At 67.9% G+C, this 26095-nt stretch carries 19 protein-coding genes; 7 read left to right on the top strand and 12 right to left on the bottom strand.

Translation table 11 applies throughout. The annotated features are described in order from the left end of the window. Nucleotides 1–48: 48 nt before the first annotated feature. The 5 genes from Taqua_RS03235 to Taqua_RS03215 all read left to right on the top strand — a co-directional run bounded on the left by Taqua_RS03235 (nt 49) and on the right by Taqua_RS03215 (nt 5566). Nucleotides 49–1584 carry a 3-hydroxyacyl-CoA dehydrogenase gene (locus Taqua_RS03235; protein WP_144324674.1) on the top strand — a complete coding sequence of 512 codons (1536 nt, stop codon included), beginning with the start codon at nt 49–51 and terminating at the stop codon, nt 1582–1584. Nucleotides 1585–1588: 4 nt separating this feature from the next. Beyond that, the gene (locus Taqua_RS03230; RefSeq protein WP_144324672.1) at nt 1589–2368 is read left to right on the top strand and encodes an oxepin-CoA hydrolase, alternative type; all 780 of its coding nucleotides are present in this window, start codon (nt 1589–1591) and stop codon (nt 2366–2368) included. Between the two features lie 71 nt (nt 2369–2439). Continuing rightward, the gene (locus Taqua_RS03225) at nt 2440–3147 is read left to right on the top strand and encodes a Crp/Fnr family transcriptional regulator (protein WP_246094600.1); all 708 of its coding nucleotides are present in this window, start codon (nt 2440–2442) and stop codon (nt 3145–3147) included. 45 nt (nt 3148–3192) lie between these two features. Next, the gene (locus tag Taqua_RS03220; RefSeq protein ID WP_144324668.1) at nt 3193–4272 is read left to right on the top strand and encodes a phosphotransferase; all 1080 of its coding nucleotides are present in this window, start codon (nt 3193–3195) and stop codon (nt 4270–4272) included. A gap of 34 nt (nt 4273–4306) precedes the next feature. Then, on the top strand, nt 4307–5566 hold the full coding sequence (locus Taqua_RS03215; protein WP_144324666.1) for an acyl-CoA dehydrogenase family protein: 1260 nt from the start codon (nt 4307–4309) through the stop codon (nt 5564–5566). A 47-nt stretch (nt 5567–5613) separates the two neighbouring features. Here the strand turns inward: Taqua_RS03215 and Taqua_RS03210 are convergent, their stop codons facing one another. From Taqua_RS03210 to Taqua_RS03180, 7 genes are all read right to left on the bottom strand, one after another. Beyond that, nucleotides 5614–8019, bottom strand: a complete 2406-nt coding sequence (locus tag Taqua_RS03210) for a GspE/PulE family protein (RefSeq protein WP_144324665.1) — start codon at nt 8017–8019, stop codon at nt 5614–5616. Nucleotides 8020–8071: 52 nt separating this feature from the next. Further along, the gene (locus tag Taqua_RS03205) at nt 8072–8296 is read right to left on the bottom strand and encodes a DUF2788 domain-containing protein (protein ID WP_246094599.1); all 225 of its coding nucleotides are present in this window, start codon (nt 8294–8296) and stop codon (nt 8072–8074) included. Further along, complete coding sequence (locus Taqua_RS03200; RefSeq protein WP_246094598.1) at nt 8293–9069, bottom strand: DUF2189 domain-containing protein; 777 nt, start codon at nt 9067–9069, stop codon at nt 8293–8295. The genes Taqua_RS03205 and Taqua_RS03200 overlap by 4 nt, the downstream gene beginning before the upstream one ends. Nucleotides 9070–9143: 74 nt before the next feature. Further along, entirely contained in the window at nt 9144–10799 is a 1656-nt protein-coding gene (locus Taqua_RS03195; protein WP_185969545.1) for an ABC transporter ATP-binding protein, read from the bottom strand. Between the two features lie 12 nt (nt 10800–10811). Then, on the bottom strand, nt 10812–11861 hold the full coding sequence (locus Taqua_RS03190; protein ID WP_144324661.1) for an ABC transporter permease: 1050 nt from the start codon (nt 11859–11861) through the stop codon (nt 10812–10814). Next, nucleotides 11845–12870 (bottom strand): microcin C ABC transporter permease YejB, encoded by a 1026-nt coding sequence (locus Taqua_RS03185; RefSeq protein WP_144324659.1) that lies wholly within the window; start codon nt 12868–12870, stop codon nt 11845–11847. Before Taqua_RS03185 ends, Taqua_RS03190 begins: the two co-directional genes overlap by 17 nt. Before the next feature lie 13 nt (nt 12871–12883). After that, nucleotides 12884–14848: an extracellular solute-binding protein gene (locus Taqua_RS03180; protein ID WP_144324657.1), complete on the bottom strand. Its 1965-nt coding sequence runs from the start codon at nt 14846–14848 to the stop codon at nt 12884–12886. 47 nt (nt 14849–14895) lie between these two features. On the opposite strand from Taqua_RS03180, the gene fabI reads away from it, so the two are divergent. Beyond that, on the top strand, nt 14896–15702 hold the full coding sequence (gene fabI, locus Taqua_RS03175; protein ID WP_144324655.1) for an enoyl-ACP reductase FabI: 807 nt from the start codon (nt 14896–14898) through the stop codon (nt 15700–15702). A gap of 360 nt (nt 15703–16062) precedes the next feature. Here fabI and Taqua_RS13690 read toward each other — a convergent pair whose 3' ends face one another. The 5 genes from Taqua_RS13690 to aceE all read right to left on the bottom strand — a co-directional run bounded on the left by Taqua_RS13690 (nt 16063) and on the right by aceE (nt 23328). Next, nucleotides 16063–16191, bottom strand: a complete 129-nt coding sequence (locus Taqua_RS13690; RefSeq protein ID WP_281287761.1) for a hypothetical protein — start codon at nt 16189–16191, stop codon at nt 16063–16065. A gap of 381 nt (nt 16192–16572) precedes the next feature. Continuing rightward, nucleotides 16573–17199: a c-type cytochrome gene (locus Taqua_RS03165; protein ID WP_144324653.1), complete on the bottom strand. Its 627-nt coding sequence runs from the start codon at nt 17197–17199 to the stop codon at nt 16573–16575. Nucleotides 17200–17334: 135 nt separating this feature from the next. Beyond that, complete coding sequence (gene lpdA, locus Taqua_RS03160; protein WP_144324651.1) at nt 17335–19176, bottom strand: dihydrolipoyl dehydrogenase; 1842 nt, start codon at nt 19174–19176, stop codon at nt 17335–17337. A gap of 15 nt (nt 19177–19191) precedes the next feature. Beyond that, nucleotides 19192–20592 carry a dihydrolipoyllysine-residue acetyltransferase gene (gene aceF / locus Taqua_RS03155; protein ID WP_144324649.1) on the bottom strand — a complete coding sequence of 467 codons (1401 nt, stop codon included), beginning with the start codon at nt 20590–20592 and terminating at the stop codon, nt 19192–19194. 18 nt (nt 20593–20610) lie between these two features. Beyond that, the gene (gene aceE, locus Taqua_RS03150; RefSeq protein ID WP_144324647.1) at nt 20611–23328 is read right to left on the bottom strand and encodes a pyruvate dehydrogenase (acetyl-transferring), homodimeric type; all 2718 of its coding nucleotides are present in this window, start codon (nt 23326–23328) and stop codon (nt 20611–20613) included. A gap of 226 nt (nt 23329–23554) precedes the next feature. Between aceE and Taqua_RS03145 the strand changes: the two genes are divergently transcribed. Beyond that, on the top strand, nt 23555–26095 hold the full coding sequence (locus tag Taqua_RS03145) for a PAS domain-containing sensor histidine kinase (protein WP_246094597.1): 2541 nt from the start codon (nt 23555–23557) through the stop codon (nt 26093–26095).

Raw genomic sequence — 26095 nt, 5'->3', positions numbered from 1 at the left:
CCGATGGCCAATTCTGGCATATCCGCGGCAACATCCCACCGGTTCATCATGAGCAGCTCCGACCAACGTCTCACTTTTCGCAACATCGGCATCGTCGGCACCGGCGCCATGGGGCGCGGCATCGCCCAGATCGCCGCCCAAGCCGGCGCCACCGTGCGTTTGCTCGACGCCCAGCCCAACGCCGCACAGGCGGCCCGTCAGGCCCTGCACGACACCTGGGACAAGCTGGTGGCCAAAGGGCGCCTCGACCCAGCCGCTGCGGCCGCCTGCGTCGAGCGGCTGGTGCCGGTGACGGACATGGCGGCGTTGGCGTCGTGTGACCTGGTCATCGAAGCCATCGTCGAGCGGCTCGACGCCAAGCAGACGTTGTTCGCTCAGCTGGAAGATGTGGTCGGGCCTGACGCGGTGCTGGCCACCAACACCTCGTCGCTGTCGGTCACCGCGATCGGTAGCCGGTTGCGCGCGCCGCAGCGCCTGGCGGGGTTTCACTTTTTCAACCCGGTGCCGCTGATGAAGGTGGTCGAGGTCGTGCGCGGCCTCAAAACCGACGCGGGCGTGGCCGATCGACTGGCGGCGTTTGCACGCGACATGGGCCACACGCCTGTGCTGGCCCAAGACACCCCCGGCTTCATCGTCAACCACGCTGGGCGCGGCTACATCACCGAGGCGCTGCGCATCGCCGGCGAGCGCGTGGCCGACTTCGCCACCATCGACCGCATCCTCAAGGACCAGATGGGCTTTCGCCTTGGGCCGTTCGAGCTGCTGGATCTGACCGCGCTGGACGTGTCGCAGCCGGTGATGGAGTCGATTTACCACCAGTACTACGAGGAACCGCGCTTTCGCCCCAGCGTCATCGCCGCGCAGCGGTTGGCCGGTGGCGTGCTGGGGCGCAAGGTGGGCGAGGGTTTTTACCGCTACGTCGACGGTCAGCCCCAGTTGCCGCCCGAGCCAGCCGTGCCCCATGTGACCACGTTGCCGCCCGTGTGGGTGCCGGGGCGCGCCGCCCGCCGTGCCGAGCTGCTGCAACTGCTGAAGGACCTGGGCGCGCAGATCGAAACCGCCGCCCAGCCCTCGCCCGACGCGCTGATCGTCGTGGCGCCGCTGGGGCATGACGTGACGACGGTGGCCGCCGTGGAACGGCTCGACCCCGGGCGCACCGTCGGCATCGACATGATGCTGCCCGATGGCGCGGTCAAGCGCCGCGTGCTGGCCACCAACCCAGCCACCCGCAGCGACATGCGCGCCGCTGCGCATGCGCTGCTGGCGCGCGACGGCAAGGCGGTCAGCGTCATCCGCGACAGCGGCGGCTTCGTCACGCAGCGGGTCGTGGCCACCATCGTCAACATCGCCGCCGACATTTGCCAGCAAGGCATATGCACCCCCGCCGACCTGGAGACCGCGGTCACGCTGGGCCTGGGCTACCCTGCCGGGCCGCTGGCCATGGGCGACCGCGTGGGCGCGGCCAGCGTGCTGGAGATCCTGTTCAACCTGCAAACCGTGTATGGCGACATGCGCTACCGGCCTTCGCCGTGGCTGCGCCGGCGCGGTGCGCTGGGCCTGAGCCTGCTGCACACGGAGGATTGAGGGCATGACCGCCACGCTGCAAAGCCACACCCACGGCAACACGCTGGTGTTGACGATCGACAACCCGCAGCAACGCAACGCGCTGGCCCCCGAAATCTACGTCGCCGGCATCGAAGCCCTGGTCGCCGCCGAGCGCAACCAGGAGGTGCGCTCGGTCATCGTCACCGGCGCCGGCGGCACGTTTTGCGCCGGTGGCAACCTGCAGCGCCTGCTGGCCAACCGACAACAGCCACCCGAGGTGCAGGCCGAAAGCATCGACGCGCTGCACGGCTGGATCGAAGCCGTGCGCAGTTTTCCCAAACCCGTCATCGCGGCGGTGGAAGGCGCCTGCGCCGGAGCGGGGTTTTCGCTGGCGCTGGCGTGCGACCTGCTGGTGGCGGCGCGCAACGCGGTGTTCGTGATGGCCTATGTCAACGTCGGCCTGTCGCCCGACGGTGGGGCGACTTGGAGCCTGCTGCGTCAACTGCCACGCGCCACGGCGTTGCAGCTGCTGATGCTGGGCGAGCGCACCGACGCTGCCCGGCTGCACCAACTGGGCCTGGTCACCACGTTGACCGACCCCGGGGCGGCGCTGGCCGAGGCCTTGGTGCTGGCCGAACGCCTCAACGCCCAGGCACCCAACGCGCTGGCCAGCATCAAAACGCTGGCCAACGACGCGGTCGAACACAGCCTCAGCCGCCACTTGCGGGACGAGCGTGAGCATTTTGTGCGCAACTTGCACCACCCCAACGCGGGCGAGGGCATTCAAGCCTTCCTGGACAAACGCAGGCCCCAGTACCGATAACCCTTCCTCGGTCGCACAGGAGACAATCGATGCACGTGCAGTCGCTCACACGACAACCGCCGGATGAGCCGATGCTGACAATGGAAGAACGCGAGGCGATCAACCACGGTCGCTGGTTTAACAGCCTCTCACCTTCGTTGCGGCACGACATCCTGCGATGCGCCTTTGTCAAACGGTACCAAGACGGCGAGCTGATTTGCGCGCGTGGCGACCCGCCCTCGATGTGGAGCGCGGTCGCCAAGGGCGCGGTGCGGGTCAGCTCGACCTCGATCACCGGCAAACAGATCACGCTGACCTACGTGGAGCCTGGCGTGTGGTTTGGCGACGTGGCGATGTTCGATGGCGATGCGCGCACGCACGATGCCTACGCGCATGGCGCCACCACCCTGCTGTGTGTGGCGCGCAGCGACTTTCGCAAAATCCTGGACCAACACGTCGAGCTGTACGAAGCGCTGCTGCGTCTGCACGCACGCCGCATCCGCACGCTGTTCGGCTTGGTCGAGGACCTCAACACCCTGCCGCTGCGCGCCCGGCTGGCCAAGCAGCTGCTGCACCTGGCGCGCTCGTACGGGGTGCCGTGCCTGGCGCATGGCGACGACATCCGCATTGGACTGCACCTGGCACAGGAGGAGCTGGCCCAATTGCTGGGTGCGTCGCGCCAGCGTGTCAACCAGGAGCTCAAGGCCATGGAGCGCGACGGCGCCATCCGCATCGAGCCGGGCGGCCTGGTGATCCGCGACCGTGGCCAGCTCATGCGCATCGTCGAATCCGAACCCTGACCCCCAGCCGCATGGCGGGTGGGTCGGCTTTCCCCCCTGCCTGCCATGCCCGAATCCCCCTCTCCCGCTGATACCTCCGCCAGCCACGCCCTGGACGTCGCCGCGCTGGAGCGCTGGCTGACGGCGCACCTGCCGGGCTTTGCCGGGCCGCTGTCCATCGAAAAGTTTCCCGGCGGGCAGTCCAATCCGACCTATCGCCTCGTCACCCCGGGGCGGGCGTACGTCATGCGCGCCAAGCCCGGCCCGGTGGCCAAGCTGCTGCCGTCGGCACACGCCATCGAGCGCGAGTTTCGCGTCATGCAAGCCCTGGCCGCCACCGACGTGCCCGTGGCGCGCATGCATGTGCTGTGCGAGGACGAGTCCGTCATCGGGCGCGCCTTCTACGTCATGGAGCACGTCGATGGCCGCGTGCTGTGGGACCAGTCGCTGCCCGGGATGGACCCCGAGCAGCGCCGCGCGCACTATCTGGAAATGAACCGCGTGCTCGCCGCCCTGCACCGGGTGGACGTGCAGGCCGTGGGGCTGGCCGACTACGGCAAGCCCGGCAACTATTTCGAGCGCCAGATCGCGCGTTGGAGCAAGCAGTATGTCGCCTCCATCACCGACCCCATCCCCGAGATGGACGCGCTCATGGCCTGGCTGCCCGCCCACCTGCCCGACATGGCGCGCGACGAACGGCTGGTCAGCGTGGTCCATGGCGACTACCGCCTGGACAACCTGATGTTCCACCCTACGGCGCCGCGCATCGTGGCGGTGCTGGACTGGGAGCTGTCCACGCTGGGCCATCCGCTGGCGGACTTCAGCTACCACTGCATGTCCTGGCACATCGAACCCGGCGCCTTCCGCGGCATCGCCGGGCTGGACTGGGCGGCCCTGGGCATCCCGTCCGAGGACGAGTACATCGAGCGCTACTGCGAGCAAACCGGCTTTGCCACCCCCGAGGCCCTGCGCCGCGACTGGCCGTTCTACCTGGCCTACAACGCCTTCCGCCTGGCGGCCATCCTGCAAGGCATCGTCAAACGGGTGGAGCTGGGCATCGCTTCCAGCGCCCAGGCCCGCCAGAGCGCGGCCGGCGCCCGCCCCCTCGCCCAGTTGGCCTGGCGCTTTGCGCAACAGGCGCGCTGACCTCCCCTCCCCTGACCTGACCCCGGAGACCCCGATGGACTTTGCCTACAGCCCCCGCGTCCAGGCCCTGCGCGAACGCCTGATGGCCTTCATGGACGAACACATCTACCCCAACGAGGACCAGTTCGAGGCGGAGGTCGAGGCCAACCGCGCCGCCGGCAACGCCTGGGTCCCCACGCGCCTGATCGAAGACCTCAAGCCCAAGGCACGCGCCGCCGGCCTGTGGAACCTGTTCCTGCCAAACTCCCCGCGCGCGCCGGAGGGCCTGAGCAACCTCGAATACGCGCCGCTGTGCGAGATCATGGGCCGCGTGCCGTGGGCGGCGGAGGTGTTCAACTGCTCCGCCCCCGACACCGGCAACATGGAGACGCTGGAGCGCTACGCCAGCGAGGCGCTCAAGGACCGCTGGCTCGAGCCGCTGCTGCGCGGCGAGATCCGCTCCGCCTTCCTGATGACCGAGCCGGAGGTGGCCTCGTCGGACGCCACCAACATCCAGTGCCGCATCGAGCGCGACGGCGACCACTACGTCATCAACGGGCGCAAGTGGTGGTCGTCCGGCGCCGGCGATCCGCGCTGCGCGGTCTACATCGTCATGGGCAAGACCAACCCCGACGCGCCGCGCCATGCGCAGCAGTCGATGATCGTGGTGCCGGCCGACACGCCCGGCATCCGCGTTGTGCGGGCACTCTCGGTGTTCGGCTACGACGACGCGCCGCACGGCCACATGGAGATCGAGCTGAAGGACGTGCGCGTGCCGGCCGACCACATCCTGCTGGGCGAGGGCCGTGGCTTCGAGATCGCGCAGGGACGCCTGGGCCCCGGGCGCATCCACCACTGCATGCGCTCCATCGGCGCGGCCGAGCGCGCCTTGGAGCTGATGTGCCAGCGCCTCAACAGCCGGGTGGCGTTTGGCAAGCCGATCGCCGCCCAGACCATCTGGCATGAGCGCATTGCCGAGGCGCGCTGCATGATCGAGCAAGCCCGTCTGCTGGTGCTGAAAGCCGCCTACATGATGGACACCGTCGGCAACAAGGCAGCCAAGGCCGAGATCGCGATGATCAAGGTGGTGGCCCCCAACGTGGCATGCAAGGTCATCGATTGGGCCATCCAGGCCTGGGGTGGCGCCGGCGTGTCGCAGGTCACGCCGCTGGCGCGCAGCTACGCCCACCAGCGCACGCTGCGTCTGGCCGACGGCCCCGACGAAGTGCACCGCAACGCCATCGCCAAGCTGGAACTGGCCAAACACATGGCCCGCGCACCCGAGGTGGAGATGCCGATCACGCGCGGCTGTTGACACGGCGGGCGGCGTGCGCGCCCGCGATCGGCGCGCCGCCGCCCACCTCACAGGTTGCTCGAGGCCCGCACCTCGGCCAGCGTCGTCAGCCCCATCAGCACCTTTTCGATGCCGTCTTGGCGCAGCGTGCGCATGCCCTCGTGGATGGCCTGGGCTTGGATCACCGCGGGCTGCGCACGTGTTTGGACCAGGTGGCGCACCTCGGCGCTGTTGGCCAGCAGTTCGTGCAGCGCGAGTCGGCCGCGGTAGCCGGTTTCACCGCACTCGCGGCAGCCGGGCGCGTGCGACAGCATCAAAGCCCCATCGCGGCTGAAATGCTGCTGCCAATGCGCCAGCAGGCGCGCTTCGTCGCGCAGCGGGTGGTCCGGCGGCAGCTGGGCCTGGTAGTCGCGCATCAGTTCGTGCAACCGCGCCTCTGGAACCGGCTCGTGCTGCACACACGCCGGGCACAGCCGTCGCACCAGGCGTTGCGCCAAAATGCCCTGCAGCGAATCGGCAAACGAAAACGGATCGACCCCCAGATCGTGCAGGCGCAAAATCGTTTCCGCCGCCGAGTTGGTGTGCAGCGTCGACATCACGAAATGCCCGGTCAGCGACGCCTCGATGGCCATCTCGGCCGTCTCCGGGTCGCGGATCTCGCCCACCATGATGACGTCCGGGTCCGCCCGCAGCAGCGCGCGCAGCGCCGCCGCAAACGTCCAGCCGATCTTGGAGTTGACCTGAATCTGGCGCAAACCGCGCTGGGTGATTTCCACCGGGTCTTCGGCGGTCCAGATTTTGCGGTTGGGGGTGTTGAGGCGCTGCAACGCGGCATGCAGGGTGGTCGTCTTGCCCGAGCCGGTGGGCCCCGCGCACAGCAACAGCCCATACGGGCGCGTCAATATCTCCTCGATCACGCTGAGGTTGCGCGCGCTCAGGTGCAGCCCCGTCAGCGGCAGCGTGGCGGTGGACTGCAACAGGCGCATCACCACGTCTTCCAGACCGTTGCTGGTCGGGATGGTAGCCACGCGCAGCTCGATTGGCAAGCCGCCGAAACGCATGAAGTGGATTTTGCCGTCCTGCGGCTTGCGCCGCTCCGAGATGTCGAGGTCGCTCATCACCTTGATGCGCGCCACCAGCGCATTGCGGTAACTGGCCGGCAGCTCGAGGTAGGGCCGCAGCTCGCCATCGACGCGGAAGCGAATGATCACATGGTCCCGCCCGGGGTAGGGTTCGATGTGAATGTCGGACGCCCGTTGGTGAAAGGCCTCGATGATCATCGAATTGACCAGCCGCACCAGCGTGTTGTCCGACTGTTCGATCGGGCGCTCGGCGCTGTCGTCCTCGCCGGCACCGCTGGCCAGTTCAGCCACCAGCTGCCAAGCCTCGACCGCACGTTCGGCGGCGGCCGCCTCGGTGGCGTCACCGGCCGACGCTGTGGCGTCGCGCCCGGGCCCGACGCCGGCTTGCCGGTAGGCCTGGGCGATGCGCTCCTGCAGATCCGCCGCGCTGCCCACCACCGGCAACACCTTGCGCTGCGCGGTGAACTCCAGCTCGTCGATGGCCTTGAACTGCAACGGGTCGGCCATCGCCACCGCCAGCGAGTTGCCGACCAAGGCCAGCGGCAGCACACGCAGCCGGCTGGCCAGCGTCGCCGGTACCAACCGCAACGCTTCCACATCCACCGGGTAGCGCCGCACGTCGACGAACGGGTAGCCCATCTTGCGCGCCAGGGCCACGCGCAGATCCTCGGGCTGGATCAGCCCCATCTCGACCAGCGTCTGCCCCAGCGGCGTGCCTTTGGCCTTTTGCTGTTGCAGGGCCCGCTGCAGTTGTTCGGCGGTGATCTTGCCCAGACCAATCAACGCCTCGCCAATCGGCACGGGCTTGAGCGTGGCCTGGCGCTGCAGCGCCTCTTGCAACTGCTGCGGGGTCTGCACCGTCACCGCCACCGGTTCCGGCACCGCTGCCTCGCTGGCGGCAGCGTCCTGCAGCAAACTGACGCCGAAGTCGGAATCGGCCAGCAACCCACCGTCGCCGCGCTGCCATTGGTAGTTCGTGATGGCGCTGCGCGGGATGAAGACCCGCTCGGGATCGCCCTCGCGCGCCGACTTGGGGAAAATCCACAGTCCGTCGGCGGTGCGCCGGCAGTCGTAGCACAGCCCTGCGTACACCGAGCCGTCGCGCAATTGCACCGCAAACGACTGCAGCGCCTCGTCGCCCAGCCCCGACAGCGGGCCTGACGGCGCAGCGACGGGGTCGATACGCAACCGTTTGATTTGGTTGAACCGCAGGGCCAGCGCTTTGGCGTGCCCGTCCGGCAGCAGCTTGAGGCCACCGTTGCCGAATTCGAGCACGAAGCCAGGCACCACCCGCTCGTTCCACCCTTCCACGACGCCGTGCAGCACCCGCTCGCCGGTGCGGTAGGTTTCGTCGGCGGTGCGCCCAGGTACCGTGTAATGCGTTGCTGCCATCATGTCGCTCCTCCCAACCCGAAGCGCCTACGGGCGTCGGCCCGCGCCATGGTCATATCCCGATGATCCACTGAATCACATTCTTGGCCAAAAACCCCAGCATACCCAGCGACAGCACCAAAAACAGGATGAACGTGCCGAACTTGCCCGCTTTGGATTCGCGCGCCAGGTTGAACACGATAAACAGCATGTACAGAATGAACGCGCCGACGCCAAACGTCAAGCCGAACTGCGCCACCTGCGCTTCCGTGTAACCAAACAGCGTACCTTCCATCATGCCCTCGGCTCGCGCATGGGCGTGATCAGGCCAGCGCGCTCGAAATCCCGGTAAGCGTGCCAACTGGCGTACGCCAACAGCGGCACCACCACCACCAAACCAACCATCGCCAACGCCATGCCAACCCCCACCAGCACGGCAATCACCACCGCCCACAGCCCCATGACGACGGGCCGTGCGCCGACGGCGCGCCAGCTTTCGCCGACCGCGCGCCACAGCGGTGTGGGGGTGTCGACCATCATCGGCAGCGCCATCACGCTGGAGGCAAACACCGGCGCCGCCAGCCACGCGCCCAGCAGCAACCAGACTTCGAACAAACCGATGTCGGGCGCCAGCACCACATGGCGCACGAAATCGAGCGGCCGCTCGATGGGCACGGGCGCCCACAACGTGATCAGCGCCGCCGAAGTGAACACCCAGCCGGTGCCGGCCAACGCCAGCAGCAGGCCAAAGGCGATCAGGCGCCGGTCGCCCGAGGCCCACAACGCCAACACCTCTTGGCAGCACACCTTTTGACCACGCTCCAGGTACCAACTGACGGCGTACAACCCCGAAGCCAGCACCGGCGCGATGATCAAAAACCCGGACAACGCCCCCGCCAGCAGCCAGAACCGGTCGCGCAGCGCCACCAGCACGATGATGCCGAACAGCGCCATCAGCGACCCGTGCAGCACGCCAGGCAGCGGGTTGGCCGCGTAGTCACGCGCACCGCGTTGCAGCCAACGCAGCGGCGACCACAGGTCGATCGTCACTTCGGGGTCAGGCATGGCCATCGGTGCATCATGGGGCATGGGCTTGGGTCTCCTCGTCGTTGTATGGGGTCGATCGGTCGTTGTCCCGCATTGGATCACAACGCGGCGGCGTTGGGCGCGGGCGCCATGGCCAAGGCACTGGCCAGCAGCGTGCGCGTATACGGGTCGCGCGCGGCCTGCAACACCTGCTCAGCCGGGCCGGCTTCGAGCACCTGCCCGGCGCGCATCACCAGCACCTCGTGCGCCAGCGCCTGCACCACCTCGACGTCGTGGGTGATCAGCAGGTACGCCAGGCCTAGCTCGCGTTGCAGCCGCAACAGCAACTGCAGCACCTGCTGCTGCACCGTCACGTCCAGGGCGCTGGTCGGCTCATCCAGCACCAGCACGCGCGGCCGCACCACCAGCGCCCGCGCCAACGCGATACGCTGGCGCTGCCCCCCCGAAAACGCGTGCGGGTAGCGCTGCAGCCAAGCCGCCACGTCGCCGGGTGGCATGTCGGCGTCGAACAGGCCCACTTCGCGCAGCACCTGCACGACCCGTGCGCGGCGCTGCCCGGCATCGAGCTCGGGTTCGTGCACGCGCAACCCCTCTTCGACGATCTGCTGCAAGGTCAGCCGTGGCGACAGCGAGGAAAACGGATCCTGGAACACCACCTGGATGTGACGGCGCAGCGCCCGGTCGGCGGCCCCGCCCTGCCAGCGCTGGCCCATCACCCGTATGTCGCCCTCGGCCGGCAGCAGCCCCAGCGCCGCCAGCGCCAGCGTCGACTTGCCGCTGCCGGACTCACCCAGCACCGCCAGCGTGCGGCCGCTGCGCAACGTGGCGCTGACGCCACGCACGGCCTCGAACCAGCCACGCTGCCACCAGCCACGCCATCCGGGCTTGGACACGGGGTAGCGCACCCGCACGTCGTGCAGGGTCAGCACCGGCGCATCGTCGTCGGCCGCGGGCCGCAGCCAAGCGGGATCGCGCCGCGGTCGGCTGGCCAGCAGGCGCTGGGTGTAGGGGTGCGCCGGCGCCGCCATCAGCTGGTGGGTGGGGCCACTTTCCACCACCTGCCCCTGCTGCATCACCAAGACGCGGTCGGCAAAGCGGCGCACCAGGTGCAGGTCGTGCGTGATCAGCAGCACCGCCAGCCGGTGGCGATCACGCAGCTCGTGCAGCAGCTGCAACATTTGCACGCGTAGGCTGGCGTCCAGCGCGGTGGTGGGCTCGTCGGCCACCAGCAAGCGCGGCTGCAACGCCAGCGCCATCGCGATCAAGGCCCGCTGCCGCTGACCGCCGCTCAACTGGTGGGGGTACTGGCGCGCACGCCGACTGGGCTCGTCCAGCCCCACCTCGGCCAGCACCTGCTCGGCACGCGCCCAGGCGGCGCGCGCGTCCAGGCCGCGCTTGGCCCGCAGTGCCTCGGCAATCTGCTCGCCCACCGGGTACAGCGGGTTGAGCGCCGTCATCGGTTCCTGAAACACATAGGCCACCGCCTCGCCGCGCAGCGCCCGCAAACGGCGCTCGGGCGCGGCCAGCACCTCTTCGCCCTGCAGCCACACCTGCCCCTGTACGCGCACCTCGGGCAGCAGCCGCATCAGTGCCAGCGCCGTGACCGTCTTGCCCGAGCCCGACTCGCCCACCAGCGCCACCGTCTCCCCCGCGGCGACGTCGAACGACACGCCCCGCACCACCGGCTGTGCGCCAAAGGCAACCGACAAGTCGCGCACCTGCAGCAACGGCGTCGGGTCGGTGGGGGCTGACATCGTCACCATCCGTCAATCGGCCTTGCGGGGGTCCAGCGCGTCACGCAACGCATCGCCCATGAAGGTCAGCAGCGTCAGCGTCAACGTCAGCACGCCAAAGGTGGACAGCGAAATCCACCACGCGTCGATATTGGCTTTGCCCTGCGCCAGCAGCTCGCCCAGGCTGGGGGTGCCTGGCGGCACACCAAGGCCCAAAAAATCGAGCGAGGTCAGCGCCAAAATGGCCGCGCTCATGCGAAACGGCAAAAACGTCACCACCGGCGTGAGGCTGTTGGGCAGGATATGGCGCCAGATGATGGCGCCGTGCCCCAGCCCCATGGCCCGCGCCGCACGCACGTAGTCGAGCTGGCGGTTGCGCAAAAATTCGGCACGCACGTAGTCGGCCAGGCCCATCCATCCAAACAAGCTCAGCAGCACCAGCAGCAGCGCCACGCTGGGGGCAAACAGCGCGCTGAAGATGATCAGCAAGTACAGCTCGGGCATCGACGACCAGATTTCGATCAGGCGCTGCAACGTCAGGTCGATGCGTCCGCCAAAGTACCCCTGCACCGCGCCGGCCAGCACGCCCAGCACGACGCCGGTGGCGGTCAGCGCCGCCGCAAACAGCACGCTGATGCGAAAGCCGTAAATCAACTGCGCCAGCAGGTCGCGCCCACGGTCGTCGGTGCCCAACAGGTTAGCCGCGCTGGGCGGCGCGGGGTGTGGGCCGGGCGCCCAGTAGTTCAGCGCCCGCGCACCGTAGGGGTTGAGCGGGTACAGGGCCCAGTTGCCGTCGCGGGTCAGGCGCGCACGGATGTCCGGATCGAGGTAGTCGGTGGGGGTGTCGAAGTCTCCGCCGAACGTCGTCTCGGGGTAGTCGTGCAGCAGCGGCACGTACCACTGGCCCTGGTAGCGCACCAGCAGCGGCCGGTCGTTGGAGATCAACTCCGCCGCCAGGCTCAGCGCCACCATCGCTGCAAACAGCACAAGGCTCACCAACCCCAGCCGGTGGCGTGCAAAGCGCCGCCACGCGCGCCGCGCGGGGCTGAGCGTGGCCAGCGACGTTTCAGTCGAACTTGACACGCGGATCCACCCAAACGTAGCACAGGTCGCTGACCAGCTTGGTCAGCAGCCCAATCAGCGTGAACAGGTACAGCGTGCCCAACACGACGGGGTAGTCGCGCCGGATCACGCTCTCGTAGCTAAGCAGCCCGAGCCCGTCGAGCGAAAACAGCGTCTCGATCAGCAGGCTGCCGGTGAAAAACGCGCCGACGAACGCAGCCGGAAAGCCGGTGACGATCGGGATCAGCGCGTTGCGCAACACGTGTTTCCACAGGATTCGGCGCTCGTCCAAGCCCTTGGCACGCGCCACCAGCACGTACTGCTTGCGGATTTCTTCCAGCACGGCGTTTTTTGTCAACATCGTCGTCACGGCAAAGCTGCCCAGCACCATCGACAGCACCGGCAGCGTGATGTGCCACAGGTAGTCCACGATGCGCGCGCCCCAAGACAGCTCGTCCCAATGATCGCTGACCAAGCCCCGCAGCGGGAACCACTGCAACTGCCCCCCGAACACCACCAACAGCGCCACGCCCAGCACGAACCCCGGGATGGCGTACGCCACCAGCACCAGGATGGACGTGACGATGTCAAACCGGCTGCCAGCGCGCACCGCCTTGGCAATGCCCAACGGCACCGCCACCGCGTAACTGATGACAAACGTCCACAGCCCCAGGCTCATCGACACCGGCAGCTTGTCGGCGATCAGCTGCGCCACCGGTTTGTTCTGAAAAAAGCTTTGCCCCAAATCGAAGCGGGCAAACTGCAACAACATCTGCACGAAGCGTTCGTGCGCCGGTTTGTCAAACCCGTACAACGCCTTGATCTGCTCCAGCCGCTTGGGGTCCACCCCCTGCCCGCCCCGGTAGGCCATGCCGCCCTCGGCGCCGTGGCCCAGCCCCGCGCGCGTTTCGGCCAGGTACTGGTCCACCGGCCCGCCGGGCACGAACTGGATGACGACAAACGTCACCAGCAGCACCCCCAACAGCGTGGGCACCATCAACAGCAGGCGCTTGAGGAAGTAACTCCACATGGTGGCCCCGATCCTAGCGTGCGCTGCGCGCCTCGGGGCGCGCCCACCACGTTTCGATGGCCCAGCCCTCGCCACTGGCGTAGGGCGGCATGTGGGCGGGACGGTCCAGCCGCCAGGCGTTGTACGCCATGCGGTGCGTCGGCGCGGACCACTGCGGGATCAGCACGTGCAGATGCGCCACCGCGCGGTCCAGCGCGCGGCAGGCGGCCAAAAAGTCCTCCTCGCGCTTGGCCCGCACCATGCGCTCGATCAGGTCGTCCACCGCCGGGTTGGCCAAGCCGGTGAAGTTGCCCGAATCCTCGGTGCGCGCCGCGGCGCTGCCGAACAAATCGGCGTACTCCGCACCGGGGCTGTGCGTGCCGCCGAACGCCAGCGTCACGATGTCGAAGTCAAACGTGCGCAGCCGCTGCTGGTACAGCGCAAAGTCCACCGCACGGTAGCGCAGCTGCACACCGATGCGTGCCAGGTTGTGCTGCCACGGTGTGACCACCCGCGCCCCCGCTTCATTGCTGTCGAGGTATTCCAGCACCAGCGGCTCGCCGCGCGCGTTGCGCAGGGCGCCGTCGCGGTAGGTCCAGCCCGCCTCACGCAACAGAGCCTGCGCCTTCTTGAGGTTGGCCCGCAGAGCCTGCGGCGTGCCGGCGCGGGGCGGTTCGGCCATCGGCCCCAACACCGCCGGTGGCAGCGTGCCCAGCCATGGCCGCAGCAGCCGCGCCTGGGCTTCGTCCGGCTCGCCTTGCGCGGCGCAGGCGGTGTTGCCAAACAAACCACGCACGCGCTCGTAGCTGCCATAAAACAGCCGCTCGTTCATCCACTCGAAGTCCAGCGCCAGCGCCAGCGCCTGGCGCACGCGGATGTCGTCCAGCGGTGCGCGGCGTGTGTTGAGCACGTAGCTCTGAAAACCCGTGGGCAGGCGGTGGCGGAACTCGGCCTTGACCAGCTCGCCGGTGTCGAACCGCTTGCCCTTGACGCGCCGCGCCCAGTCACCGGCGGAAAAAAACCGCATCAGGTCGAACTCGCCCGCTTTCAGTGCCTCCAGCCGCGCGGTGTTGTCCTTGTAGATCTTGACCGTGATGCGGTCGAAATTGAACGTGCCGCGGCGCACCGGCAGGTCGCGCGCCCAGTAGTGGGGGTCACGCACGTAGGTGATGTCGCGCCCAAACTTGACCGGCCCGATGCGGTACGGCCCGCTGCCGATGGGGTGGTCCATCACCACCTCGTTGAACGGCTTGCGTTGACCCGTGGCCGGATCCACACCCCAGTCCCGGCTGAAAATCGGCAGGCCACCCACGGTCAGCGGCAGCTCGCGGTTCGGCTGGCGAAAGCGGAACCGCACCGTGCGCTCGTCCAGCACGTCCACCCCCGCCACGTCGGCCAGCAGGGTTTTGTACACCGGCGAGGTGTGCGGCCCGATCAGCGTCTCGTAGGTGTGGCGAACGTCCTCGGCCAGCACCGGCTTGCCGTGGTGAAAGCGCGCCTGGCGCCGCAACCGAAACGTGGCGCTGAGGCCGTCGGGGGCCACCTGCACGTCCTCGGCCAGCAGGCCATACGCCGCCCCCACCTCGTCGGCCGCGCCGACCAACAGGGTGTCGAACAGCAGGTCGCTGAGGTACGCCGGGGCGTTGCCGCGCAGCGTGAACGGGTTGTATTTGTCGAAGGTCGAGACGCGCAAGTTGCTGACCAGCCGCAGCTCGCCCCCCTTCGGGGCCTGCGGGTTGACGTAGTCGAAGTGCGCAAAGTCGGCCGGGTACTTCAGGTGCCCCCACAGCGCGTAGCCATGCGCTGCCCACGCCAGCGGCAGCACCAGCCACGTGCACGCCCCCAGCAGCCACGCCACGGCGGCTGCGCGCCAGCGGCGCACGCCGCCGGATCCGACCTGACCCGGAGCGGCGCGCTTGGTCGCCACGCCAGCGGCGGCGGCCAGACAGCCACGCACAGGGCCTGGGAACAACGGGCAAACGCTCGCAACGGCATGCATGCGACAATTCTGCAGGAAATTCCACACTTGACGAGGAGCACAAGACGATGGGTTTTCTGGCCGGCAAGAAACTGCTGATCACTGGGGTGCTGTCCAACCGCTCGATCGCCTACGGCATCGCGCGGGCCTGCCATGCGCAGGGGGCGCAGCTGGCCTTCAGCTACGTGGGTGAGCGCTTCAAGGACCGCATCACCGAGTTTGCGGCCGAGTTTGGCTCCAACCTGGTGTTCGAGTGCGACGTGGCCGACGACGCCAACATCGAGCGCCTGTTCGCCCAGCTCAGCCACCACTGGCCCACGTTCGACGGCTTCGTGCACAGCATCGGCTACGCGCCGCGTGAAGCCATCGCCGGCGATTTTCTCGATGGCCTCAGCCGCGAGGCCTACCGCACCGCGCACGAGATCAGCGCCTACAGCTTTCCCGCGATGGCCAAGGCGGCGCGACCGTACCTCAACGACAACGCCGCGCTGCTGACGCTGACCTACCTCGGGTCGGTGCGCATGGTGCCGGCCTACAACACCATGGGGTTGGCCAAGGCCAGCCTGGAAGCCAGCGTGCGCTACCTGGCCGAGTCGCTGGGCAGCCAACGCCGTGGCTGGCGCGTCAACGCCATCTCGGCCGGCCCGATCAAGACGCTTGCGGCCAGCGGCATCAAGGGCTTCAGCAAAATCCTGCACGTCGTCGAAAACAACGCCCCCATCCGCCGCAACGTCACGATCGACGACGTCGGCCACACCGCGGCGTTTTTGCTCAGCGACCTGGCCGCCGGCATCAGCGCCGAGGTCATCTATGTGGATGGCGGCTTCAGCCAGGTGATGGGGGGCGTCACGCTGGGCGAGGCCGACGGCGGTTGACCGCGCGACGCCGACCGTCGCACACGCGCCGGCGTGGTCGGCGGGCCTGACACCGGCACCTCTTTGCCGGGCGCTCCAAAAAAAGGCGGCCGGCCAGCGGGGCTATCCGATGCCCATCATCCGTGGCGAGATGTCGAGGTCATCACGCGGGACATAATCCTCGATTCAACGTACCCTGTGTCGTGCATGCACACGCGCGGCTTCCTCTAAGGCCACGTTTATAACCCTCGCCTGCGCGGGGTTGGGGCCAGATGCCGAATGCGCTGAAGCGGCGTCGCTTAAGCGGGCGGAGCGTGTATTCTACACCCGCCCCGAGCGGGGCGCACCCCTTTGGCCCAGCGACACCGTCAATTGCCCCTATCAACGCGAGCGACGGCCCCTTCGTTTGTCCGAATCCACGCCGCAGTAGCCCAGGTCGACGAAGGCTGTGGTGGGCTTGACGCCCGTGTCCTGCATCAGGTTGCTGGCCTGCTGCAGTTGCTCGCTCAAGGTGAGGCCCTCGTACAGGTTGCCGTGCAACACCCGCACCCCCACGCGTTGGATGCCCGGGTGACGCGCACGGGCGCTGCGCCAAAGAGGTCCAACTCGGGCATGACCACACCGGCGGGGCCTTTGCGCGACAACACCTGTGCCACCCGTGCCTCGAGCGCCTGCCAGGGCATGCGCGAGGCCAGCACAGCCAGCGGATGGCGCAGGTCGATCATCTGATCGAGGCGCAAACGGAAAAAATCCTCGGTGGCGCAGCAGGCGTAGCGCACGGCGAAACACCCAGAAAGCAGCGATCAACGCGCATTGGGCTTGGGGCAATGGCACGACCAACGGAGAGAAATGTCATCCAAAAACAAACTTTTAAGAATAACTCAGGGGCGACTACTTGAGGTTGCCCAGGTAGGCCGTCACCGCCTCCAGCTCCAGGTCGCTCAAGCGGTGCGACATCACGCGCATGATGGCGTTGTCCCGGCTGCCGCCACGCTCTTTGAATGCCTGGACCTGGCGGATGACGTACTGCGGATGCTGACCCGCCAGCCGCGGCAGCTCCGTGGTGCCGACGGCGCCTGGACCATGGCAGGTGGCGCACGGCGGCAAGCCCGCGTGGCGGTTGCCGCGCTCGTAGACAAAGCGCCCCACCGCCAACAACAGCTCGTCACCGCTGGGTGTGTGCCCGGGCTTTTGGCGTGCGTAGTACTCGGCCACCGCCTCGATGTCGCTGTCGCTCAGGCCCTTGACCTTTTCGGTCATCGCGGTGTCCTTGCGCTCACCACGCGCAAAAGCCTTCAGCTGGTTGGCCAGGTACTGCGGGTTTTGCCCCGCCAGGCGCGGAAAATTGGCCGCCACGCCCTGCCCGCACGGCCCGTGGCAAACGGCGCAACGGTCGCGCGCGATCACTTCGCCCACCACCAGGGGGTCGGTCGACTGCGCCTGCACCCCCCACATGACCACCCCGAGCCCCAAGGCCACCATGATGCGGCGCACGCGCGCTGGCCATACGGTATCCATTGCAAGGTTCCTCCTCGTCGTTGGTAGGGCTGCAGCACCCTGCCCTGCATCCTAGGGAAACCCCGCATGCGGATGTTGACCTCGGTCAACATCCGCGCTTGCGCATACACCGATCGCGGCCCCGCCGCGAGGGCGTCAGCGCCGCGCGGGCGGCAGGTCGGTGCAGGCGCCGTGGGCCGCTTCCGCCGCCAGCCCAATCGTCTCACCCAACGTCGGGTGTGGGTGGATGGTGCGACCGATGTCGACCGCGTCCGCGCCCATCTCGATGGCCAGCGCCACCTCGCCGATCATGTCGCCTGCGTGCACACCGACGATGCCACCGCCCACGATGCGGTGCGTGGCCTTGTCGAACAGCAGCTTGGTGAAGCCTTCGTCACGCCGGTTGGCGATCGCGCGCCCCGACGCGGTCCACGGAAACAGTCCCTTGTCCACCGCGATGCCTTGCGCTTTGGCCTGGTCCTCGGTCAGGCCCACCCAGGCGATTTCCGGATCGGTGTAGGCCACGCTGGGCACGACGCGGGCGTCGAACGCGGTGCGCGCGAGCTGCTCATCGCCCAGCAGCTCGCCGGCGATGACCTCCGCGGCCACATGGCCTTCGTGCACCGCCTTGTGCGCCAGCATCGGCTGGCCAACGATGTCGCCGATGGCAAAAATGTGCGGCACGGCGGTGCGCATTTGGCGATCGACGCGCAGGTAGCCCCGTTCGTCCACCGGCAGCCCCGCCGCGTCGGCACCGATCTTGCGCCCGTTGGGTGCACGCCCGACAGCCTGCAGCACAAGGTCGTACAGCCCTTCGCTGCGGGTGCCGTCGGCGGCCTCAAACTGCACCCGGATGCCGTCGGCCGTGGCTTCGGCCGCCACCGTGCGCGTTCGCAGGCGGATGGCATCGAAGCGCGGCGCGTTGAGGCGCTGCCACACCTTGACCAGGTCACGGTCGGCGCCGGGCATCAGGCCGTCGAGCATCTCGACCACCTCCAGCCGCGCGCCCAACGTGCTGTAGACCGTGCCCATCTCCAGCCCGATGATGCCGCCGCCGATGATCAACATGCGCTCGGGCACCCGCGACAATTGCAGCGCGCCGGTGGAGTCGACCACGCGCTCGTCCTGCGGCAAAAAGGGCAGGCGCACCGCTTGTGAGCCGGCCGCCACGATGCAGCGTTTGAACGCGACCACCTGTTGGCGACCGGTCTTGTCCTGGCCGGCGCCGGTGGTTTCCTCCACCGCCACGTGGTGCGGCCCAACGAAGACACCGTAGCCACGCAGCACCGTCACCTTGCGCATCTTGGCCATCGCGGCCAGACCCGCTGTCAGCTTGCCGATCACGCCGTCCTTGTGCGCGCGCAGGCCGGCCAGGTCGATCTGCGGCGCGCCGAACGTCACACCGGCGCCGGCCAGATGCCGCGCTTCGTCGATGACCGCGGCCACATGCAGCAACGCCTTGCTGGGAATGCAACCGACGTTGAGGCAGACCCCGCCCAACGACGGGTAGCGTTCCACCAGCACCACCTTCAGGCCCAGGTCGGCCGCGCGAAACGCGGCCGAGTACCCGCCGGGGCCGCCGCCCAGCACCAGCACGTCGCACGCAAGGTCCACCGCACCGTCGTAAGAAGCGCGGCCAACCGCCGCCGACGTCCCCGCGTCCGCCGCGGGGGGCATGGTCGTTGCAGGGGCGGCCGCTGGCGTCGCCGCGGCCACGGGCGCCGCAGCGGCGCTGCCCGCCGGTGCTGGCGCCTGCGCCGCCTCCGTTTGCAGCAGCGCAATCACCGAGCCCTCCGACACCTTGTCGCCCAGCTTGACCCGCAGCTCCTGCACCACCCCCGCATGGCTCGACGGTATCTCCATCGACGCCTTGTCCGACTCCACCGTAATCAGCGACTGGTCAACCTCCACCCTCTGCCCAGGCTGCACCAGCACCTCAATCACCGCCACATCCTTGAAGTCCCCAATGTCCGGTACCTTCACTTCCACCAGCGCCATGGTTACCCTCCCCTCTCAGAGTACGATGCGACGGAAATCGGCCAGCAATTGACCGAGGTAGGCGTTGAAGCGCGCCGCCGCCGCGCCGTCGATGACACGGTGGTCCCACGTCAACGACAACGGCAGCATCAGCCGCGGCACGAACGCCTGACCGTTCCACACCGGCTCGGTACGCGCCTTGCACACCCCCAGGATGGCCACTTCCGGCGCGTTGATGATCGGCGTGAAGTAACGCCCACCGATGCCACCCAGGCTGGAGATGGTGAACGTCGCGCCACTCATCTCCGCAGGGCTGAGCTTGCCGTCGCGGGCCTTTTGGGCCAACTCGGCCGTTTCCTGCGCGATCTGCAGCACGCCCTTGCGGTCGGCGTCGCGCACCACCGGCACCACCAACCCGTTGGGCGTGTCGGCGGCAAAGCCAATGTGCCAGTAGTTTTTGAGGATCAGCGCCTCGCTGCCACCTTCGACGTCGAGCGAGCTGTTGAACTCGGGGAATTTTTTCAACGCCGCCACGCAGGCCTTGATCAGAAAGGCCAGCATCGTGACTTTGATGCCCTGCTTTTCGTACTCTTTGTTGAGCTGGACGCGGAAGGCCTCCAGCTCGGTGACGTCGGCGTCGTCGTGGTTGGTGACGGCGGGGATCATCACGGCGTTGCGCATCAGGTTGGCGCCGCTGATGCGCTTGATGCGGCTGAGCTCACGCCGCTCGATCGGGCCGAACTTGGCAAAGTCCACTTTCGGCCACGGCAGCAGGCCCAGCGCCGCGCCGTCGCCACCTTGCGCGGCTGCAGGCGCAGCGGCTTTGGCCAGCTGCGCGCGGGTCTGCTGCTCACCGCGCATGACGGCCCGGGTGAAAGCCTGCACATCCTCGGCGGTGATGCGCCCTTTGGGGCCGCTGCCACGCACCTCGTCCAGTGGCACGCCAAGCTCGCGCGCCAGCTTGCGCACCGACGGCGACGCGTGGGGCAACCCCACCGGCGCACGGGTCGGCTCGTGTGCCCCCACCCCGGCTGGCGCCGGCGGGGGGGTGAGCGCCGCCGGTGCGGCAGGGGCAGCAGGGGGCGTTGCAGCCGCAGGCGCCGCGGCCGCAGCCGCCGGCGAGGTTGCGGCCTCAGCCACCACCGCAGCGGGCGCCACCACACTGGACAGCGGCGCCGGCTCGCCCTGCGCCACCGCACCCTCGACCTGCAGCAGCGCAATCACCGAACCCTCCGACACCTTGTCCCCAAGCTTGACCCGCAGCTCCTGCACCACCCCCGCATGGCTCGACGGTATCTCCATCGACGCCTTGTCCGACTCCACCGTGATCAGCGACTGGTCAACCTCCACCCTCTGCCCAGGCTGCACCAGCACCTCGATCACCGCCACATCCTTGAAGTCCCCAATGTCCGGAACCTTCACTTCCACCACGGCCATGGTCACTCCTCCCTGCCCTCAGGCGTACAGCGGGTTGATCTTGTCGGCGTCGATGCCGTACTTGGCAATTGCCTCGGCCACGCGGCTGGCCGGCACGGCGCCCTGCTCGGCCAGTGCTTTGAGCGCCGCCACCGTGATGTAGTGGCGGTCGACCTCGAAGTGACGCCGCAGGCGCCAGCGGAAGTCGCTGCGGCCAAAGCCGTCGGTGCCCAACACCTTGTAGGGCCGGCCGGCCGGGATGAAGGGGCGGATTTGCTCCGCGTAGGCCCGCACGTAGTCGGTGGAGGCCACCACCGGCCCCGGGTGCTCGGCCAACTGGCGCGTGACAAACGGCACGCGCGGCTCGGCGGTGGGGTGCAGCATGTTCCAGCGCTCGCAGTCGTGGCCGTCACGCGCCAGTTGCGTAAAACTCGGGCAGCTCCACACGTTGGCCGCCACGCCCCAGTCGCGCGCCAGCAGCGTTTGCGCTTCCAACGACTCGCGCAGGATCGCGCCACTGCCCAGCAGCTGCACACGCGGCGTCAGCTTCGGACCCTCGCGCAACAGGTACATGCCTTGAATGATTTGCGCTTCCGTGCCCGGTTGCAGGCCCGGGTGGGCGTAGTTTTCGTTGAGCAGCGTGATGTAGAAAAAGACGTTGTCCTGCTGCTCGACCATGCGCTTGAGGCCATGGTGCAAGATCACCGCCACCTCGTGCGCAAACGTGGGGTCGTAGCTGATGCAGTTGGGGATGGTGGCCGCGATCATGTGGCTGTGGCCATCCTGGTGCTGCAGCCCCTCGCCGTTGAGCGTGGTGCGCCCGGAGGTGCCGCCCAGCAAAAAGCCGCGCGCCTGCATGTCACCCGCTGCCCAGGCCAAGTCGCCAAAGCGCTGGAACCCAAACATCGAGTAGTAGATGAAAAACGGGATCATGATGCGGTTGTTCGTCGAGTACGACGTCGCCGCCGCGATCCACGAGCTCATCCCCCCCGCCTCGTTGATGCCCTCTTGGAGGATTTGGCCAGCCTGGTCCTCGCGGTAGTACATCACCTGGTCTTTGTCCACCGGGGTGTACAGCTGGCCCTTGGGGTTGTAGATGCCGATCTGGCGGAACAGGCCCTCCATGCCGAAGGTGCGTGCCTCATCGACCAGGATCGGCACCACACGCGGCCCCAGCGCCTTGTCGCGCAGCAGCTGCGTCAGGAAGCGCACGTAGGCCTGGGTGGTGGAGATTTCGCGCCCCTCGGCCGTGGGCTCCAGCAGCACCTGGAACGTGGCCAGCGCCGGCACCGTGAACTGCTCGTCGCTCTTGACGCGCCGCTTGGGCAGGTAACCCCCCAACGCCTTGCGGCGCTCGTGCAGGTATTTCATCTCCGGCGTGTCATCGGCCGGCTTGTAAAACGGGATCTTGGGCAGCTCGCTGTCGGGGATCGGGATGTTGAAACGGTCGCGGAAGTAACGGATGTCCTCGTCGGTGAGCTTTTTGGTCTGGTGCGCGGTGTTTTTGCCCTCGCCGGCACGGCCCATGCCGTAGCCCTTGACGGTCTTGACAAGGATCACGGTGGGTTGCCCCTTGTGGTGGTACGCGCGGTGAAACGCCGCGTAGACCTTCTGGGCGTCATGCCCGCCGCGGCGCAACGCCCAGATGTCCTCGTCGCTCATCTTGGCCACCAGCTCCAGCGCCTTGGGGTGGCGGCCGAAGAAGTGCTTGCGCACATAGGCGCCGTCGTTGGCCTTGAACGCCTGGTAGTCGCCGTCGAGCGTTTCCATCATGATGCGCCGCAGCACGCCCTCTTTGTCGCGCGCCAGCAGCGGATCCCAGTTGCTACCCCACAACAGCTTGATGACGTTCCAGCCCGCGCCGCGGAAGTCGCCCTCCAGCTCCTGGATGATCTTGCCGTTGCCCCGCACCGGACCGTCCAGCCGCTGCAGGTTGCAGTTGACGACGAAAATCAGGTTGTCTAGCTCCTCGCGCGCGGCCAGGCCGATCGCGCCCATGCTCTCGGGCTCGTCCATTTCGCCGTCGCCGCAGAACACCCAAACCTTGCGCCGCGAGGTGTCGGCAATGCCGCGCGCGTGCAGGTATTTCAAGAACCGCGCCTGGTAGATACCCATGATCGGACCCAGCCCCATCGACACCGTGGGGAACTGCCAAAACTCAGGCATCAGCTTGGGGTGGGGGTAGCTGGACAGCCCCTTGCCTTCGACCTCCTGGCGGAAGTTCAGCAACTGCTCCTCGGTGATACGCCCCTCCAGAAACGCCCGCGCGTAGATGCCGGGCGCGCTGTGCCCTTGGATGTACAGCAGGTCGCCCCCGTGGGTGCCGCCAGCGTCGGTGTCGTCGGCGTGCCAAAAGTGGTTGAAGCCGCACGCCAGCAGGTGCGCCAGCGACTGAAACGAGCTGATGTGCCCGCCCAGCTCGCTGCCATCGGGGGACTCGAGCCGGTTGGCCTTGACGACCATCGCCATCGCGTTCCAGCGCATGTAGGCGCGCAGCCGCCCCTCCAGCTCCAGGTTGCCGGGGCAGCGCTCCTCCTCGTCGGGTTCGATCGTGTTGACGTAACCCGTGGTGGCCGAAAACGGCAGATCGATGCTGTGCTCGCGCGCTTCTTCGAGGAGCTGCTCGAGCAGGTAGTGTGCCCGCTCAGGGCCTTCGCGCTCGATGACGGCGTCGAGTGCTTCGAGCCACTCACGCGTCTCCTGGGGGTCGGCGTCGGGGGCAACCAGCGGGGAAATCGGGGGGATCGGTTCGGACATGGCAGCGTCTCCTCGGGTGACACGACACAAAGGGTACGGCGCGGCGGCCGGCTTGTCACGAAGTGTCGCACAAAAATCCCCTCTTTCCAAATGACGATTTTTCATTTCATAATGCGGCACCAAATCCTCCGCAGCCAAACGTCCCCAACCTGTTGCCGCGCCACGGACCACACGTCCAACCAGCGACCCCCGGGTTTGCCCTAAACTCCCCGCCACGATGGGCACGATGCACGAGCGCTCGACGGCGCCACCGTGGTGGCGTCGGCCGCTGCTGGCTTGGCAGCGGTGGTGGCACCGGCTGCCACCGCAGCAACAGGACCGGCTGGCCATGGCGGGGCCGGTGGTATCGCTGCTGCTGTTTCTTGGTGCCATCGGCGTGGCGCTGATGTATTTCACGCGCGAGGACGCGGCGCGCGAGCGTGAAGCGATGGTGCGCGACACCGAGTACGCCCAACAGCGGCTGCGGCTGCGGCTGCTCGAACGGCAAGAGCAGACGATGCGGCTGGCGCGCGACATTGCCAACCGCACGGTGGAGGAGACCGCCTTCGTCGCCCAGGCCGAGAACCTCGTGCTGCAACACCCGGAGCTCACCGCCCTGTACTGGGTGGACGCCTACCGCGAGGTCGTCACGGGCTACGGCGTCCCCACGTTGAATCGATCCACGCGCCGCGCGGGCGAGCGGCTGGCGCCTGGGCTGGGCGGCGGCGTCATCGAGCTGGCCCGCGACCTGCACCAACCCATGTACTCCAAACCGCAGCGCAGCAGCGACGGCGGGTGGGTGCTGCTGCTGGCTGTTCCGTTCGAAAACCAGCGCCGCTTTGGCGGGGTGGTGTTGGCGGAACTGGCGCTCGACGCCCTGCTGCGCTACGGCGTGCCCCCCGAGCTGCTGGCGCGCTACACCGTCACGCTCGTGGACGACAGCGACCGGGTGCTGGCGGGCGACCCGCTGCCCCCACGCCCCCACGGCGTGTGGCCGCTGCTGCCGTGGGGCGCGCAGCCCCAGAGCCATGCCCTGGCCTTGTCGCCCGTGGGCAACAGCGTGCTGGTGCGGCTGCACGCGGTGCGCGGCGAGCGTGACCGCACCGCGGAGGCGCTGTTTTGGCTGGTGGGGGCGATGAGCGCGGCCACGCTGTGGATGCTGGTGGCCAACCTGCGCCACACGCGCCGTCGGCTGCAGGCGCAACGCGCCCTGCTGGCCGAAACCAACTTTCGCCGCGCCATGGAAAACTCCATGCTGACGGGCATGCGCGCGCTGGACATGCAAGGGCGCATCACCTACGTCAACCGCGCCTTTTGCGACATGACCGGCTGGAGCGAAGAAGAGCTGATCGGCACCACCGCGCCGTTCCCGTATTGGCCCGAAACCGAGCACGAGCAGCTGATGGCGCGGCTGCACGACGAAATCTCCGGCCGCAACACACCCGGCGGCTTCGAAGTGCCGGTCAAGCGCAAAAACGGCAGCATCTTCTACGCGCGCATGTACGTCTCGCCGCTGATCGACCCGCAGGGGCGGCAGACCGGCTGGATGACGTCGATGACCGACATCACCGAGCCGCGCCGCATCCGCGAGGAGTTGACGGCCTCGTACGACCGTTTCGCCACCGTGCTGGACAGTCTGGATGAAGCCATCTCGGTGGCGCCGCTGCACAGCCATGAGCTGCTGTTTGCCAACCGCATGTACCGCAACTGGTTCGGCGACGGCTCGGCGGGGCATGAGCGGTTGCTGGAGTTGTGCGCCGCGGTGCCGGTGCTGCCGGCGCAGGACGTCAATGACCACGTGGATCATCTGGTCGGCCTGCCCGCCGACGTGCTGGTGGAAGCCGTGGCCGAACACGCCCAAATCCACGTACCCGAACTCGGCAAATGGCTGGAACTGCGCACCCGCTACCTCACCTGGGTCGATGGCCGCTTGGTGCAAATGCTGATCGCCACCGACATCACCGCCCGCCGCCTTGCCGAAGAACAGGCGCAACTGCAAGCTGAACGCGCCGCCACCGCCAGCCGTCTGATCACGATGGGCGAGATGGCCTCCAGCGTCGCGCACGAGCTCAACCAGCCGCTGACCGCGATCAGCAACTACGCCAACGGTCTCATCAGCCGCCTGCGCAGCGGCCGCGCCGACCCCGAGGACATGCTGGTGGCGCTGGAAAAAACCGCGCGCCAGGCGCAGCGTGCCGGCTCCATCATCCAGCGCATCCGCGCCTTCGTCAAAAAGAGCGAGCCGCAGCTCACGTTGGCCGACGTCGGTCAAATCGTGGCCAACGCGGTCGAGCTGGCCACCATCGAACTCAAGCGCCACCTGGTGCGCCTCAACGTCTACCAAGCCGAGCGGCTGCCGGCGTTGATGGTGGACCCGATCCTGATCGAACAGGTGCTGATCAACCTGCTCAAAAACGCCGGCGAATCCATCCAATGCGCGCAACGCCCCCCCGGGCAGCGCCAGGTGGAGCTCACCATCACGCCACGCCGGCTCGACGAACGCGCCGGCATCGAGTTCGTCGTGCGCGACAACGGCTGCGGCATCCCGCCCGAACAGCTCGAGCGCATTTACGACGCTTTTTACAGCACCAAGGCCGACGGCATGGGCATCGGCCTCAAGCTGTGCCGCTCGATCATCGAGTCCCACCACGGCCGGCTGCAGGCGCGCAACCTCTACAATGGCAGCGTGGTGGCCGGCTGTGAATTCAGCGTCTGGCTGCCCGCGGCGGCCGCGTCAGCGCCCGACGCGGACACGCGCGGCGCCCTCACCTTGCCCACCTTAGGATGA

Source organism: Tepidimonas aquatica (assembly GCF_007556585.1).
Lineage (GTDB): Bacteria > Pseudomonadota > Gammaproteobacteria > Burkholderiales > Burkholderiaceae_C > Tepidimonas > Tepidimonas aquatica.
The sequence above is the reverse complement of the archived record's forward strand: the minus strand, read 5'-3'. Positions and strand labels throughout refer to the sequence as shown.

Excerpts from the sequence above, each read along its gene's own strand:
- Taqua_RS03235 (WP_144324674.1), top strand. The coding sequence starts at position 49 with ATGAGCAGCTCCGACCAACGTCTCACTTTTCGCAACATCGGCATCGTC.
- Taqua_RS03230 (WP_144324672.1), top strand. The coding sequence starts at position 1,589 with ATGACCGCCACGCTGCAAAGCCACACCCACGGCAACACGCTGGTGTTG.
- Taqua_RS03225 (WP_246094600.1), top strand. The coding sequence starts at position 2,440 with ATGCTGACAATGGAAGAACGCGAGGCGATCAACCACGGTCGCTGGTTT.
- Taqua_RS03220 (WP_144324668.1), top strand. The coding sequence starts at position 3,193 with ATGCCCGAATCCCCCTCTCCCGCTGATACCTCCGCCAGCCACGCCCTG.
- Taqua_RS03215 (WP_144324666.1), top strand. The coding sequence starts at position 4,307 with ATGGACTTTGCCTACAGCCCCCGCGTCCAGGCCCTGCGCGAACGCCTG.
- Taqua_RS03210 (WP_144324665.1), bottom strand. The coding sequence starts at position 8,019 with ATGGCAGCAACGCATTACACGGTACCTGGGCGCACCGCCGACGAAACC.
- Taqua_RS03205 (WP_246094599.1), bottom strand. The coding sequence starts at position 8,296 with ATGATGGAAGGTACGCTGTTTGGTTACACGGAAGCGCAGGTGGCGCAG.
- Taqua_RS03200 (WP_246094598.1), bottom strand. The coding sequence starts at position 9,069 with ATGGCCATGCCTGACCCCGAAGTGACGATCGACCTGTGGTCGCCGCTG.
- Taqua_RS03195 (WP_185969545.1), bottom strand. The coding sequence starts at position 10,799 with ATGTCAGCCCCCACCGACCCGACGCCGTTGCTGCAGGTGCGCGACTTG.
- Taqua_RS03185 (WP_144324659.1), bottom strand. The coding sequence starts at position 12,870 with ATGTGGAGTTACTTCCTCAAGCGCCTGCTGTTGATGGTGCCCACGCTG.
- Taqua_RS03180 (WP_144324657.1), bottom strand. The coding sequence starts at position 14,848 with ATGCATGCCGTTGCGAGCGTTTGCCCGTTGTTCCCAGGCCCTGTGCGT.
- fabI (WP_144324655.1), top strand. The coding sequence starts at position 14,896 with ATGGGTTTTCTGGCCGGCAAGAAACTGCTGATCACTGGGGTGCTGTCC.
- Taqua_RS03165 (WP_144324653.1), bottom strand. The coding sequence starts at position 17,199 with ATGGATACCGTATGGCCAGCGCGCGTGCGCCGCATCATGGTGGCCTTG.
- lpdA (WP_144324651.1), bottom strand. The coding sequence starts at position 19,176 with ATGGCGCTGGTGGAAGTGAAGGTACCGGACATTGGGGACTTCAAGGAT.
- aceF (WP_144324649.1), bottom strand. The coding sequence starts at position 20,592 with ATGGCCGTGGTGGAAGTGAAGGTTCCGGACATTGGGGACTTCAAGGAT.
- aceE (WP_144324647.1), bottom strand. The coding sequence starts at position 23,328 with ATGTCCGAACCGATCCCCCCGATTTCCCCGCTGGTTGCCCCCGACGCC.
- Taqua_RS03145 (WP_246094597.1), top strand. The coding sequence starts at position 23,555 with ATGCACGAGCGCTCGACGGCGCCACCGTGGTGGCGTCGGCCGCTGCTG.